General features: G+C 58.7%; 12 protein-coding genes. 8 read left to right on the plus strand and 4 right to left on the minus strand.

Features of this window, described 5'->3' with window-relative positions:
- Positions 1–134 precede the first annotated feature (134 nt).
- The 8 genes from cobG to Q6A51_RS10765 all read left to right on the plus strand — a co-directional run bounded on the left by cobG (position 135) and on the right by Q6A51_RS10765 (position 7917).
- Positions 135–1475 (plus strand): precorrin-3B synthase, encoded by a 1341-nt coding sequence (cobG, locus tag Q6A51_RS10730; RefSeq protein ID WP_304574774.1) that lies wholly within the window; start codon positions 135–137, stop codon positions 1473–1475.
- The gene (locus Q6A51_RS10735) at positions 1472–2098 is read left to right on the plus strand and encodes a precorrin-8X methylmutase (protein WP_201005035.1); all 627 of its coding nucleotides are present in this window, start codon (positions 1472–1474) and stop codon (positions 2096–2098) included. Before cobG ends, Q6A51_RS10735 begins: the two co-directional genes overlap by 4 nt.
- Positions 2095–2829, plus strand: coding sequence for a precorrin-2 C(20)-methyltransferase (locus Q6A51_RS10740; RefSeq protein ID WP_374005032.1), 735 nt, complete (start codon positions 2095–2097; stop codon positions 2827–2829). The genes Q6A51_RS10735 and Q6A51_RS10740 overlap by 4 nt, the downstream gene beginning before the upstream one ends.
- Positions 2829–4532, plus strand: a complete 1704-nt coding sequence (gene cobJ / locus Q6A51_RS10745; RefSeq protein WP_304574775.1) for a precorrin-3B C(17)-methyltransferase — start codon at positions 2829–2831, stop codon at positions 4530–4532. The genes Q6A51_RS10740 and cobJ overlap by 1 nt, the downstream gene beginning before the upstream one ends.
- Before the next feature lie 196 nt (positions 4533–4728).
- The gene (locus Q6A51_RS10750; protein WP_201020342.1) at positions 4729–5376 is read left to right on the plus strand and encodes a hypothetical protein; all 648 of its coding nucleotides are present in this window, start codon (positions 4729–4731) and stop codon (positions 5374–5376) included.
- Between the two features lie 310 nt (positions 5377–5686).
- Positions 5687–6478, plus strand: a complete 792-nt coding sequence (locus Q6A51_RS10755; RefSeq protein WP_201020343.1) for a hypothetical protein — start codon at positions 5687–5689, stop codon at positions 6476–6478.
- A 72-nt stretch (positions 6479–6550) separates the two neighbouring features.
- Entirely contained in the window at positions 6551–7258 is a 708-nt protein-coding gene (locus tag Q6A51_RS10760; RefSeq protein ID WP_304574776.1) for a hypothetical protein, read from the plus strand.
- Positions 7258–7917 carry a hypothetical protein gene (locus tag Q6A51_RS10765; RefSeq protein ID WP_201020345.1) on the plus strand — a complete coding sequence of 220 codons (660 nt, stop codon included), beginning with the start codon at positions 7258–7260 and terminating at the stop codon, positions 7915–7917. Before Q6A51_RS10760 ends, Q6A51_RS10765 begins: the two co-directional genes overlap by 1 nt.
- A gap of 4 nt (positions 7918–7921) precedes the next feature.
- On the opposite strand, the gene Q6A51_RS10770 is transcribed toward Q6A51_RS10765, so the two are convergent.
- The 4 genes from Q6A51_RS10770 to purH form a co-directional block, all read right to left on the minus strand.
- Positions 7922–8518, minus strand: coding sequence for a MarC family protein (locus Q6A51_RS10770; RefSeq protein ID WP_201005026.1), 597 nt, complete (start codon positions 8516–8518; stop codon positions 7922–7924).
- 67 nt (positions 8519–8585) lie between these two features.
- Entirely contained in the window at positions 8586–11372 is a 2787-nt protein-coding gene (locus tag Q6A51_RS10775; RefSeq protein ID WP_304574777.1) for a hybrid sensor histidine kinase/response regulator, read from the minus strand.
- A gap of 91 nt (positions 11373–11463) precedes the next feature.
- A complete protein-coding gene (gene purD / locus Q6A51_RS10780; protein WP_201005024.1) occupies positions 11464–12759 on the minus strand; it encodes a phosphoribosylamine--glycine ligase in 1296 nt (431 codons plus the stop codon).
- A 165-nt stretch (positions 12760–12924) separates the two neighbouring features.
- A complete protein-coding gene (gene purH / locus Q6A51_RS10785; RefSeq protein ID WP_201020347.1) occupies positions 12925–14532 on the minus strand; it encodes a bifunctional phosphoribosylaminoimidazolecarboxamide formyltransferase/IMP cyclohydrolase in 1608 nt (535 codons plus the stop codon).
- Between the last annotated feature and the right edge of the window lie 72 nt (positions 14533–14604).

Here is a 14604-nt window from a genome sequence, read left to right on the forward strand (position 1 = left end):
ATCCCTCGATCCAAACTTCCGACAGAGCGTCTTTTCATGCTGGCGGACAAAGCAGGCATAATACCGCGCCCGATAGGCACATGTGCCTATTGAAGCGGCAACCAGGGTCCAGAAAGTCCAGATCGGGTGATTCATTGAACGAGCCGAAGTACGCTCGCAAGTCCTCCATAACCATTCGCCCCTCGGCCTGTCCGGGGTTGCTGCGTATCGTCCCGGCTCTGGACGGCGGAATCTGCCGGATCAAGCTGGCCGGTGGCGTGGTCAGTGCCGCTCAGGCGTTGGCGGTGGCGCAGGCTGCGAGTACTTATGCTCAGGGCGTGATCGAGGCGACCAACCGGTCCAACCTTCAGATTCGCGGGATCGGCGCCGATCATGACGGGTTGATCCAGTCGCTGATGGCTGCGGGGCTTGGTCCGGCCAATCCTGACAGCGACGATGTGCGCAACCTGATGCTCAGCCCGACCGCCGGCCTGGACCCGCACATGCTGTTCGATACCCGGCCGCTGGCGGCGCAGATTCTGACTTCTCTGGAAACGCACTCACGCTTTCATGAGCTGTCGGCCAAGTTTGCCCTCTCGCTGGATGGTGGCGAGGCGCTGGTCATGCTGGAGCATCCTCATGACCTGTGGCTTTCGGCGCTGGCTGTGGACGGTGAAGTGCTGCTGGCCTTCGGACTGGCGGGTTGCCCGGCCCATGATCGACCGCTGGCGGCGGTGCCTCTGGCGAGCGGGCATGAGTTGGTTATCGCCTTGCTGGAACTGTTTCTCGATCTGGCCCGGGCCGAACACACTCGCATGCGGCATTTGCTGGCTGAAGTGCCGGTTGCGGAAATTCTGCGCCAGTTGTCTGAGCGCTTGAGCGTTGCGCTGCGGGCTGATCAGAAAATAACCGAATGGCAGCGTCCGACGAATGGCGATAGCCATCATGTCGGCATTTATCCACAGGCGCAGCCGGGGCTGGTGTCAGTCGGTGGTGTCGTGCCCCTTGGGCGTCTGGATCCCGCGTTGCTGAGCGCTGTCGCCCGACTGGCCAGCGAAAAGGGCGACGGAACCTTGCGCTTTACGCCCTGGCAAAGCCTGTTGCTGCCCAATGTGCCCGGCGAGCAAGCACAGCAGGTGGCGGCGGCATTGCAGGCGGCAGGCCTGATCTGTTCGAGCGAACAGCCGCTGTCGCGCATCGTGGCTTGTACCGGTTCGGCAGGCTGCGGCAAAGGGCTTGCCGATACCAAGGCCGATGCGTTGCTGCTGGCCGGGCAGTTGCCTCGCAATGAAGCAGCGCACCTGACCGGCTGTGGTCGCTCCTGCGCTGCTGCGCATGTTGCGCCTGTGACTTTGCTGGCGGTTTCGCCGGGTCATTACGACCTCTATTTTCGCGACGCAGCACACCCCGGTTTCGGCGTGCTGCGTGCGCGTGACCTCACTATTGAAGCAGTTGGCGCGCAGTTGGCGGCCAACTCACGGAGCAGTTCTGCATGATTGATTACATCCGCGATGGTCAGGAGATTTATCGCAACTCCTTCTCGATCATTCGCGCCGAAGCGCGTCTGGATACGATCCCGGCCGATCTGGAAAAGCTGGCTGTGCGTGTCATCCACGCCTGCGGCATGGTCGAGGTCATTGAAGACCTGCGCTTCTCGCCGGGTGCCGGAACTGCCGGGCGTCATGCACTGGCGGCGGGCGCGCCGATCCTCTGCGATGCGCGGATGGTGTCCGAAGGCATCACCCGTTCGCGGCTGCCGGCCAACAATCAGATCATCTGCACCTTGCATGACGAAGGCGTTCCGCAAATGGCCCGTGAGCTGGGCAATACCCGTTCCGCCGTGGCGCTGGAGCTGTGGCGTCCGCACCTGGAAGGTAGCGTCGTGGTGATCGGCAATGCTCCGACCGCGCTGTTCTATCTCTTGGAGATGCTTGATGCAGGTGCTCCGAAACCGGCGTTGATCCTCGGTTTTCCGGTGGGCTTCGTCGGTGCTGCCGAATCCAAGGCCATGCTGGCCGCCGACAGCCGTGGCGTGCCTTTCGTCATCATGCAAGGCCGTCGTGGCGGCAGCGCCATGGCCGTTGCGGCGGTCAACGCACTGGCGACGGAGATCGAATGATGCAGGCTCGTGGTCGATTGATTGGCCTGGGCGTCGGCCCCGGCGACCCGGAACTGATTACCGTCAAGGCGCTGCGTCTGTTGCGCGAATCGCCTGTGGTGGCCTACTTCGTGGCCAAGGGCAAGAAAGGCAATGCGTTCGGCATCATCGAAGGTCACTTGCAGGAAGCCCAGACGCTGATGCCGCTGGTGTACCCGGTGACCACCGAAGCGCTACCTGCGCCGCTGTCCTACGAGCAGGTCATCAGTGACTTCTATGACGAAGCCAGTCTGGATGTGGCGGCGCATCTGGATGCCGGTCGCGATGTGGCGGTGATCTGTGAAGGCGACCCGTTTTTCTACGGCTCCTACATGTACCTGCATGACCGTCTGGCCGAGCGTTATGAAGCTCAGGTGATTCCGGGTGTGTGCTCGATGCTGGGCGGTGCGTCCGTGCTGGGTGCGCCACTGGTGTATCGCAATCAGAGCCTGTCGGTGTTGTCCGGCGTGCTGCCGCACGACGAGCTCAAACGCAAGCTGGCTGACGCCGATGCGGCGGTCATCATGAAGCTGGGTCGCAACTTTCCCAAAGTGCGTGATGTGCTGGCAGAACTTGGTATGGCCGGGCGTGCGCTGTACGTTGAGCGTGCCACCATGGCCAACCAGAAAATCGTGCCGCTGGATCAGGTCGACCCCATGTCGTCGCCTTATTTCTCGCTGATTATCGTTCCCGGCGAAAGGTGGCAAGGCTGATGGTCCAGAACATTCCAGCCATTGTGATTCTGGGCAATGGCAGCCTGGCTACCGCGCGACGGATTCAGCAGCTATACCCGGATGCACTGATTCATGGTCTGGCCGAGCGTGTGCAGGGAGCGGATAGCACTTACAGCGAATTTGGCACGACTCTGCGCCAGCTTTATCAACAGAACACGCCGATCATTGCCCTGTGCGCGGCCGGGATCGTGATTCGGACTCTGGCACCACTGCTGCTGGAAAAGGGGGTCGAACCTGCCGTGCTGGCCGTGGCCGAAGACGGCAGCGCAGTCGTGCCGCTGCTGGGCGGGCTGGGTGGGGTTAATGTCATGGCTCGTGAAATAGCCGCTGGCCTTGGCGTTGCACCGGCTATCACCACCAGTGGTGAGCTGCGTTTCGGCACCTGCCTGCTCAACCCGCCCAATGGTTATGCCTTGGGCGATCTGGAGCTGGGCAAGCGCTTTGTTTCCGATCTGCTCTCCGGCGAGCACGTACGCATCGAAGGCGCGGCACCGTGGCTGGCCCAGGCGCAACTGCCGGAAGATCCCCACGCGGATCTGGCGATTCATGTGGGTTGTGCCGAGCGCGAGCCCTCAAGCAACGAATTGCTGATTTACCCGCGCAGCGTGCTGGTTGCGGTCAGTGAGACAGGCCCGGAACTGGCTGACAACGTGCGGGCTGCCTTGCACGAAGCCAGAGTCGCCGTGCAATCCCTGGCCTGCCTGCTGGCCGGAGATGCTCAGATGGCCGATGCTGATTTGCATCAGGCCGCAGCCGGTTTGGGTGTGCCAGTGCGTTTTGTCAAAAGCGAAGCCGCCAGCGAGATGGCCCGGCATGCGGTACCGCAGCTGCTGCCGCCAATCAGTGTGGGCGAGGGCATTGCGATTGCCGTTGCCCACCAGCCACTGGATGTTCAGCAGATCGGCCGTGGACGCGGACGGCTTGCGGTCATTGGTCTGGGGCCTGGCGCTGCCGAATTCATGGTGCCTGCGGTCAAGGCCGAACTGGCACGTGCCAACGACGTGCTGGGTTATGAAACCTATGTGCGTATGGCCGGGCCATTCCGTGCCGATCAGGTGCTGCATTGCACCGACAACCGCGAAGAAATGATGCGTGCTCGCCATGCGTTTGAACTGGCGGCGCAAGGTCGCTCGGTGGTGGTGGTGTCGTCCGGTGATCCGGGTGTGTTTGCCATGGCCTCGGCCGTGCTTGAGGCATTGCATGAATCCAGTGACCCTCAATGGCATGCCGTTGAGCTGGAAATCCTGCCGGGCGTCTCTGCTTCCCTGGCGACGGCTGCCCAGGCTGGCGCGCCCTTGGGGCATGACTTCTGTGTCATGTCGCTGTCGGACAACCTCAAGCCTTGGGATGTGATCGAAAAGCGTCTGGACCTGGCATCTCAGGCTGACCTTGCGTTGGCTTTCTACAACCCGATCTCGCGCTCTCGCCCTTGGCAACTGGGACGGGCGCTGGAAATCGTGCGCCAGCACCGTAACCCTGAAACGCCCGTGACGCTGGGGCGTGATATCGGTCGTCCGGGGCAGACCCTGCGTGTCATTACCCTGGGTGAGCTGACGCCTGAGCAGGTGGATATGCGCACCATGGTGCTCATCGGTTCTTCGACCACCTGCACCTTTGCCCGCCCCAATGGCGAGCGATGGGTGTATACGCCACGCTGGTATCCGGTAAAACCGGGTAGTTGATGTTGTTTGTGAATGAATTCGCTCCGGCAGGCTATAGGAGCGAGTTCATTCACGACGATAAAGTAAGAAGTCTCTTTAATCCCTGCGGGTCGTTGTTTATTGTTGTTGTAATCTTGTACTTTTAGCCGTTTTCTGTGTTGTGCAGCTGCGTCAGCTTGGCTAGTTTCATATCCTTGTTTCTATAAGGATGTAGATAATGGCAAGTCAAGACTTCAATGCCCTGATAGCGGGCAATACTATCGTTTCTTTCTCTTCGACTGTTTCAAGACAGGCCCGTGAAGATATTGCGGATATGCTGCTGTATGCCGAGTTCTTTGCGACCCAGAGTTACCGGCCAAACGAGTTCTGGACCAGTTGGCTCAACTATTACCGCAGTACCCTGGTCCGTTCAGGGTGCAAACTGAAAAGTCAGATCGTCAAGGAGCCGATGGTCATTACCGGTGCTGAAGAGCTGGATAGCATCAGTTTCGATATCACCGGTTCAGTGCGTGTCGACAACCTGCTGGAACTCACCCGGCGCTCATTCAAGGCGGCGCGGCTCAATCAGTATGCGCGGCATTTCTTTCAGTACGGGTCGGGTTCGGGATCGGTCGGTAATTTTCAGATCGTGCCCTGCGAAGAGGTTGCCGGGGAAGTACATCTCCTGCTGTGCGGTCTGCATGCCAGCTCGACCATTACCTCGGATAGCCGCGGCGGCGACTCGTGGATCAATCGCGAGATGGTCGTGCGCCTGGGGGGTGGTGTCTATGCGTTCAACAGGACCGTTTTTGCTTCGCAAAGGGAGCGTATCCGCGCCAGATTGAAAGCTGTCGGTAACCTCAATATCCGTCAGATAGACATCTGAATTATTTGCTTACAGCAGAGGCTGTAAGAAATATCCATTGATGTGCTGGGTATTTGGGTTGCTCTGATGTCATCCAGGTTCTTTGATGGTGAAGGACCTGAATAGGATTTTTAAAACAACGCCCGTTCTGCTCCTTTGCTTATCTTGTACTTGTGGGGTGTGCGGTATTTATTTGTTATTTCTCTATATGCCTGTCGAGGTCCTACTTTTTGCAGTCGGCGGCTTTTGCACGGTATGGAGAAACCCGAATGCATGGAGTAGCTTTGAGTTGTCCTTCAAGGATGAACCCAACTTAAAAAAGGAACTTGAAATGTTTGATGAAGTTGAAAAAAGCAAGATCGAAATCGCTAACTGTGACCTGGGTGACTGTGATCACCAGGAACATGTCGATAACAAGAGGAAGTCTCTCGGCCTTATGGAAGTGGATGAGAAGAATCCCGGTGCTCTGGTGGCCGGAGATACCGTAGTCTCTATCGTTTCCGGCATGTCCAAAGAGAACAAACAGATTATCAAGGACAGCGTTCTGCTCGCTTCGCTGGCCGCCAACAAGAAGTACCGGGACAGCAATGAGAATGCCGTGCAGTGGTACGAAACCTTCACCAAGGTGCTGGGTTACTGCGGCTGGTTCTCCCAGTCCAAAGAGCTTTCGGACTATCGAAGCAGCAATACCCGTTTCACCATGGAACAGGAAGCGCTCAAGATTCTGGAATCGGCCATCGTTGCCATGGCAGTGCCAGGCCCGACTTCTGTATTGCTGCTCAAGGTCGCGAAGGACACCGTGAAGGCACTGCAAGCCAGTGACAAGCCTCTGCGGTTGTTCGAGAACTCAAGCAAAACCCATAAAAGTGCCAAGTTCACTATCGCGTCCGCAGCCGAGTCCAGTGATGGTGAAGTGGTCATGGCGATGGGGGCCGTGAACTTCGTTACCTCTCAGGACATAACCAACGTGCTGTTCTGGGAATGGAACAATGCTTCTGTGCGCATCAAGCGTGCCGAGAACAATCTGGTCCTGAACCTTCAGCATTATGCGCGGGTAAAGGGTGAGGTCGAGGCGAAGCTGACGGCAAATGCCCGATCTGCACTGGCTGAGTTCGAGATTTGACGAGGTGTTGAGCCGCGGTTCGCCGCGGCTTTTTTTCGATGAGCGTAATGAGGGAATCTTATGTGCAAGGGAATGCAACAGCGTTATATCAACGCAGGCAGCCTGTTCTTTTTTTCCAGCGGCGTATCCTCTTCATTCAAGTCGGATGTGCTGGACTGTAGCCTGTATAGCCAGTTGGCCGCCTCGGCCAGGCATGAGAAGTTTGCCGAGCCTGTCGAATGGCGTCAGACCTATCTCAGTGCTCTGACCCGGTTTCGCTGCAATATCACCTACCGCGAGGTGCAGGATGCGCCCCTGGAGTACACAGGTTCACTGTGGGACTACACCAGGGAAAAGCTGGCCAGTCGAGTGCCTTTGCCGTTCATCGAGCATGCAGAGCGCACCTTGAAGCACTTTGTAAGTGGCACCGAAGAGATTGCCGCCAAGGCTTTGTTTATTGAACAGACGACCCGCTGTCTGCCGGCCCCGATGCTTCCCGGGTCGACGGCAGAGTTGGCCTCGCCCGACAGGCAGGATTGCTCCATAACCCTGCAACTGGGGTTTGTCGATGTCGAGCCGGTGCTCAACCTGATCATTCTTTCGTTCAAAAGCACGCCACTCGCAGGTGAAATGCCGCTTTCGCAATTGTTCGCCCGACCGGACAGCTTGAAGAATCTGGAGATCGCAACTGTTTCGGCCGAGCTGGATGAACACGGCTTCGGTTATTTCAGGAAGGATCTGGTCGCCAGGCTGGGTGAAAGACGTGATCAGTTGATTGTCGATCTGGGGGAGGGCGAGTGATGAATTCGAACTCTCTGTTGATGGCCAATAACCTGGTTTCTTTCCTGCCCGGCATTGATGCGCAGGAGCGTGCGGATATTCAGGACTGCCTCTTGCTGGCCGAGCTGTGTGCTTTCGAGGCTTATGACCGCAAGAGAAACTGGGAGGGCTGGATCAATGCGTACCAGCAGAAGCTGGTGACGTGCGGGCTTTCACGCACATCGGTGATTGATCAAAAGTCCGCGGTCTTCAATAAACCCAAGGATTTCCAGCGTCAGGCCGCGTTGCTTGTGGCCCGTATCACTTCTCCCCGGCTTGCTGAACTGGCGAAATCTTCGCTTCAGCTCATGTTCAACAGCGAGCATGCAAAAGACTTTTTCAGCAGTTGGTTCAGTGTGGGGCGCTCCGAAAGCTTTCAGATAGTGCCTTGCGAGAAACGAGAGTCCGGGCAGATTCATATCGTGATCTGTGGGCTGCAAATGATCAGCCTTACCAAGCCAAAACCCTGGTACTCATGGATATCCAGGATTCCCATGTGGCCGCTCAATTATGAAATGAGGCTGTTGCTCAAGGGCGGCGGCTTCGTCTTCGACAGCGCTCAATACGCTTTGAACCGCGACCGTGTGCGAAAGGAATTACAGGGCAGGGGAGCGGAGCGTATCAAGCGCATTCCGCTCTGAGGTCTCAGGGAACCAGATACCCTCTGACACCGGTAAAAATGATCTGCGCTGCCAGAGCACAGACGAACAACCCCATCAGGCGGCTGACAATCTGCAGGCCCTGGTCACCGAGGATGCGTTCGATTCGATCAGACAGATACAGAACGACTCCAACGCTGAAACTGGCCAGGGCAATACTCAGAATGGCGGTGAGCTTGTCGTCCCAATGAGGCTGGCTGACGCCCATGACCAGCAGCGCACCGATGGTGCCGGGGCCGACGGTGATCGGTATGGTCAAGGGAACGATGGTGACATCCTGCTGGATGTTATCGGTCTGGACCGCTGATTTGCCTTGCGCCATGCCCAGTGCCGAAATGAACAGCACGCTGCCAGCGCCAATCCGGAAGGCATCCACAGTGATGCCGAATACATCGAAGATCACTCGCCCGAACAGATAGAGCAGCACGCTGGAAATCAGTGTCGCCAGTGCGACCTTCCACGCCAGGCGTCGTTGCTCCTTGCGCGAGTGGCCGCGGGTCAGGCTGATGAAGCAGGAAAGAACGAAGAACGGGCTATAGAGCACCAGCATCTTCAAATAAACGCTGAACAGCACATGGAGCATGATCTTGGCTCACGGCAGCAAGTGGGGAGAGGCAGGCAAGTCTATCAGGCGGCTTTGTTTCGACTCATCAGTTCTGCTGGTAAAGGCTGCCGTTCGACGTCAGGTTGCGTGTTGCTTCACGCTGCGCGACCCAGTATTCGATCAGTTCCCTCAGCTGCGAAAGCTCGATGGGTTTTGCCATGTGCCCGTCCATGCCTGCCTGACGGGCGCGGTCCTTGTGTTCGGCCAGGATGTGCGCCGTAAGGGCCACGACCGGGGTCCGTACGCGCTGGTTGCCCACTTCCCAGGCTCGCAGTTGTTCGGTCGCCGAGAAACCATCGAGGATCGGCATTTCACAATCCATCAGGACCAGATCATAACGCTGGGCTTTCATGGCACGCAGGGCTTCTTCGCCGTTGCTGGCAGTATCGGGGTGCAGATTGAGCTTTCCGAGCATGCCGCGGATGACCTTGGTGGAGATGCTGTTGTCTTCGGCCACCAGGATGCGGAAGTCGCCGGGCACGCTGACCGGAGTGTTCAAGGAAGGCTGCGCCGGGAGAGGCACGACACCTTTGTTCAACTGGGTCAGTTCGTCCGCCAGTGTGGTCTTGAGCGTGTAACCGGCTACCGGCTTGGCCAGGATACGCTTGATACCGGCATTGCGGGCGATGATCTTGCTGGGTGCATTACTGATGCCGGTGAGCATGATCAGCAGGATATCGTGATTGAGGCTCGGGTCTTCCTTGATCTTGGCAGCCAGTTGCATGCCGCTCATGCCGGGCATGTTCTGGTCTAGCAGCACCACGTCGAAATAGTCGCGCAGATGCGCCTTGGTGCGCAGCAGCGCCAGGGCTTCCTTGCCGGACGGTACGGCACTGACGTTCAGGCCCCACGCACTGCATTGCTGCACCAGTACCTTGCGGCAGGTATCGTTGTCGTCGACGACCAGCACACGGGCATCCTTGAGCGGGCCGTCCAGATCGGTAGTCGGCTGCTCCAGCAGTTTGGAGTCCAGTGGCAGGCTCAGCCAGAGCGTGGTGCCCTGAGGGTTGCCGTTCTGGATGCCGAATTCGCCATCCATCAATTCCGTCAGCCGGCGTGCGATCACCAGGCCCAGATGGCCGCCGAGCTTGTTGCTGGTCAGGAAGTGCTTGCTGTGCAGTTCGGTGTGCATCAAGGCATCGCGTTCCTCGGTAGACAGGGGCATGCCGCTGTCCTGCACAGAAATACGCACGCGATGTTTGCCGGGTTTGGAGTCAAGAGCGACTGCCAGCAGGATCTCGCCCTCTTCGGTTTTCTTCAGGGCGTTTTCCAGCAGGCTCATCAGCGTCTGGCGCAGACGTGTCGGGTCACCACTGATGACGCGCGGAACCTGAGGGTGAATCATGCTGATCAGCTCGACATTCTGCTGCTCGGCCTTGGCGCGGAAGATATTCAGGCAGTCTTCGACCAGAGCGCTGATATCGAACTGCACATCGTCGAGTTCGATCTGCCCCGATTCCAGCTTGGTGATGTCGAGAATCTCGTTGATGAGTGTCAGCAGTTCGTTGCCTGCACTGTGGATGGTTTCCACATAGTCGCGCTGCTTGACCGACAGTGGCGTGTCCAGCAGCAGCTCGGTCATGCCGAGCACGCCGTTCATCGGGGTGCGTATTTCGTGGCTGATCTTGGCCAGGAACTCGGCTTTGGCATTGACCTCTGCCGTGCTGGCAGCCTGGTCGCGGCTGAGGCTGAACTTGTCCTCGGTAATGCTGCGCGAACGCTCGTTCAGGGCGATGCCCATCAGCAGGCCGCAGATACAGAAAACCCCCAGCAGGGCGAGGATCAGCCACTGCGGCGGGATCAGGCTCAGCCACAGCAGGCCCGGAACGATGACCAGATAGCCGAGGTTGAAGATGATCATCGAAACCACGAACAGGCGCGCCGGCCGGTAGCCTTTCTGCCAGTGCCAGATCGATACCGTCAGGATGCTCAGCGTGGTCAGGGAAACCAGCAGGAAAGTCATGACGTTGAGCGGCAGGCTGTCGAAGAGCAGTACCAGCAGCACACCCGTGCCCATGAGTACGGCGTCGATCTGCATCAGCCGGTCGAGTGGCTTGATGCCCCGATGCACAAAGAAGCAATAGGTATAAAACAGCCCCGCCACGGCGGCGAGCAACAGCGCAATGTGAGCGCCCGGAGTTTGCGCGATATGCCAGGTCTTGGCCATGTCGAGCAGGTTGAGCAGCAGGAACGCACTCAGCGCGAGCAGGGTTTCACAGGCTGCCAGCCACAGGTTGCTGCGCGATTTGGTATGCCAGTAGCGCGTGAGGTTCTGGGTGATCAGCATGATCAGCGCGCCGAACAACAGGCCGAACAGAAAGGGTTCGCGCTCATCTGCCGCGCTGGCTATCGCCGGTTGCAGCGTGATGCTGGGGCGCAGTTTCTGGGTCGAGACGAGTCGCAGATACAAGTCCAGCGGGACGTCGCTTTGCGGGACGGGTAGCAGAAAATCGTTGGAGGGCAGTCGCTGGTCCTGCTTGGGCACATCGTTGCCTGTGCGCAGGTGATCGACCAGCTTTTCGCCTTCGATGATGTACAGGTCTCCGCTGGCCAGGTCTGGCGCGAAGATGCGTATCAGTTGTTCGTGCCGGGTAGGAGGGACCCGATAGTGAAGCCATAGCGCGCTGTTGCGGTCTGCGGCAGTGACCCGTTCAAGGTCGATGGGGCTGAACTGGTTCTGGTAGCGGGCCGAGCGGATATCGTTCAGTTGCAGGCTTGCCTGTTCGTCGAGCAGCGTCGACCAGCCTGCGCCATGCTCGGCCTTGGCCGTAAGCATGAAGAGCAAGGACAGTAATCCGGCTGTTGAAACTATGGCAATCCTGAGCCAGCGCACGTTGATATCCCTTCCTGAGTGAATGCCTGATAACAGTGCGCAGTACCGGAGCAACCGACCAGCCCCCTTGTCAGGGGCTGGTCCGGCAGACTTATTCCTGACTCTCACCACGCTCACGGGCAATGGCGCGATAGCCAATGTCCTTGCGGTAGAAGCAACCTTCCCAATCAATCTTCGCAGCCAGGGCGTAGGCGTTTTCCTGTGCGTTACCGACGCTGTCGCCCAGTGCGGTTGCACACAATACGCGACCACCGCTTGTGACGACACGCTCATCTTTCAGTGCCGTGCCTGCATGGAATACCTTGCCCGGCAGTTGTGCCGCTGCATCCAGACCTTCAATCGCCGCGCCTTTGGCGTAATCGCCAGGGTAGCCACCGGCAGCCAGAACGATACCCAGGCTTGGACGAGGGTCCCACTGTGCTTCAACCTTGTCCAGTGCCTGGGCCAAAGCGGCCTCGACCAGCAGCACCAGGCTCGATTGCAGGCGCAGCATGACAGGTTGGGTTTCCGGGTCGCCAAAGCGGCAGTTGAACTCGATGACTTTCGGGTTGCCAGCCTTGTCGATCATCAGACCAGCATAGAGGAAACCGGTATAAACGTTGCCTTCTTCTGCCATGCCGCGAACAGTTGGCCAGATGACCAGATCCATGACGCGCTGGTGAACTTCGGCAGTAACCACAGGAGCAGGGGAGTAAGCACCCATGCCGCCGGTGTTCGGACCGCTGTCGCCGTCGCCGACACGTTTGTGGTCCTGGCTGGTGGCCATTGGCAGAACATTCTTGCCATCGACCATCACAATGAAGCTGGCTTCTTCGCCATCGAGGAATTCTTCGATCACAACTCGCGAACCGGCTTCGCCAAAGGCATTGCCTGCCAGCATGTCGCGAACGGCGTCTTCTGCTTCGGTCAGCGTCATTGCAACGATCACGCCTTTACCGGCTGCCAGACCGTCGGCCTTGATGACGATAGGGGCGCCTTTCTCACGCAGATAAGCCAGGGCAGGCTCGATCTCTGTGAAGTTCTGGTAGTCGGCAGTCGGGATCTTGTGGCGAGCCAGGAAGTCCTTGGTGAACGCCTTGGAGCCTTCGAGCTGAGCGGCACCGGCAGTCGGGCCAAAGCAGTCCAGGCCACGGCTGCGGAACAGATCCACGACGCCTGCAACCAGCGGGACTTCCGGACCAACGATGGTCAGGGACACGTTCTTCTCGGCAAAGTCGGCCAGTTGCTCAAGAGCCAGTACGTCGATGGCGACGTTCTCGCACTTGGCTTCGATGGCCGTACCGGCGTTGCCCGGCGCGACGAAAACCTTCTCGACCCGCGGGTCCTGAGCCACTTTCCAGGCCAGAGCGTGTTCACGACCGCCGCTGCCGATAATCAATACGTTCATAAGTGAAAGTCTCCTTCGGAGAAAAGCTACAAGCTGCAAGTGAAGGCTGATCGCGCAGCTCTCGAACTACAGCTTATGGCTTTGAAAAATTGAACTGCCGCATCAAGAAAGAACGGCGCAATCCGCTCTTTCTTGTCGCTTGCAGCTTGAGGCTCAAAACTGCAATCAGTGTCTGAAATGGCGCATGCCGGTAAATACCATCGCAATGCCCGCTTCGTCTGCTGCCGCAATCACTTCGCTGTCGCGCATCGAGCCACCTGGCTGGATGACGGCAGTGATGCCTGCCTTGGCGGCATTGTCGATGCCGTCGCGGAACGGGAAGAATGCGTCGGAAGCCATGACCGCGCCCTGAACCTGCAAGCCAGCGTGCTCAGCCTTGATGGCGGCGATGCGTGCGGAGTTCACGCGGCTCATCTGGCCTGCGCCGACGCCGATGGTCTGGCGATTCTTGGCGTAGACGATGGCGTTGGACTTGACGTACTTGGCGACTTTCCAGGCGAAGATCAGGTCGTGTACTTCGTGTTCGGTCGGTGCGCGCTGGGTGACGATCTTGAGGTCGGCAGAAGTGATCATGCCGATGTCGCGGCTTTGTACCAGCAGGCCGCCATTGACGCGCTTGTAATCCCAGGCAGCGCCACGTTCGGCAGCCCATTGGCCGGTGGTCAGCAGGCGAACGTTGGCTTTGGCCGCAACGATGGCAGCAGCTTCGGCGCTGACGCTTGGTGCGATGATGACTTCAACGAACTGACGGTCAACGATGGCCTTGGCGGTGTCGGCGTCCAGCTCGCGGTTGAAGGCAATGATGCCGCCAAAAGCGGATTCGGCGTCGGTGGCGTAGGCCAGGTCATAGGCCTTGCGAATGCCGCCTTCGTCGTCCGGGCTGACGGCGACGCCGCACGGGTTGGCGTGCTTGACGATCACGCAGGCTGGCTTGACGAAGCTCTTGACGCATTCCAGGGCGGCATCGGTGTCGGCCACGTTGTTGAACGACAGTTCCTTGCCTTGCAACTGGGTAGCGGTCGCGATGCCGACTTCGGCAGGTCTGGCCTCAACGTAGAACGCCGCGCTCTGGTGCGGGTTCTCGCCGTAGCGCATTTCCTGCGCCTTGATGAACTGGGTGTTGAAGGTACGCGGGAACTGGCTGCGGCCTTCGGTGCTGAGGGTTTCGGCGCTCTGGTCGACGCTGCCCAGGTAGTTGGCGATCATGCCGTCGTAGGCAGCAGTGTGCTCGAAAGCCTTGAGCATCAGGTCGAAACGCTGAGCGTAGGTCAGGCCGCCGGCCTTGAGGTTTTCCAGGACCTGGGCGTAGTCGCTGGCATTGACCACGATGGCGACGTCCTTGTGGTTCTTCGCAGCGGAACGAACCATGGTCGGGCCGCCGATATCGATGTTCTCGATGGCGGTCGGCAGGTCGCAGCCCGGCTTGGAAACCGTGGCTTCAAACGGATAGAGGTTGACCGCGACCAGATCGATCGGCTTGATGCCATGCTCGTTCATGATTGCATCGTCGATACCGCGACGACCCAGGATGCCGCCGTGGATCTTGGGGTGCAGGGTTTTGACCCGGCCATCCATCATCTCGGCGAAACCGGTGTAATCGGCCACTTCCACGGCTGCAACACCGTTGTCCTGCAGCAGCTTGAAAGTACCGCCAGTCGAAAGAATCTCGACGCCCAGCGCTTCAAGCTCGCGTGCGAATTCGAGGATTCCTGTCTTGTCGGAAACGCTGATCAAAGCGCGGCGGATCGGCAGGCGGGTAGTCTGGTCGGTCATTTCAATTTCCATCAAAAGCAAAGGAAGTCAGCAAAAAAAGGCGACCGCTGTGCAAGGCGGGTCGCCTTTTCT

Source organism: Pseudomonas serbiensis (assembly GCF_030580745.1).
GTDB lineage: Bacteria > Pseudomonadota > Gammaproteobacteria > Pseudomonadales > Pseudomonadaceae > Aquipseudomonas > Aquipseudomonas serbiensis.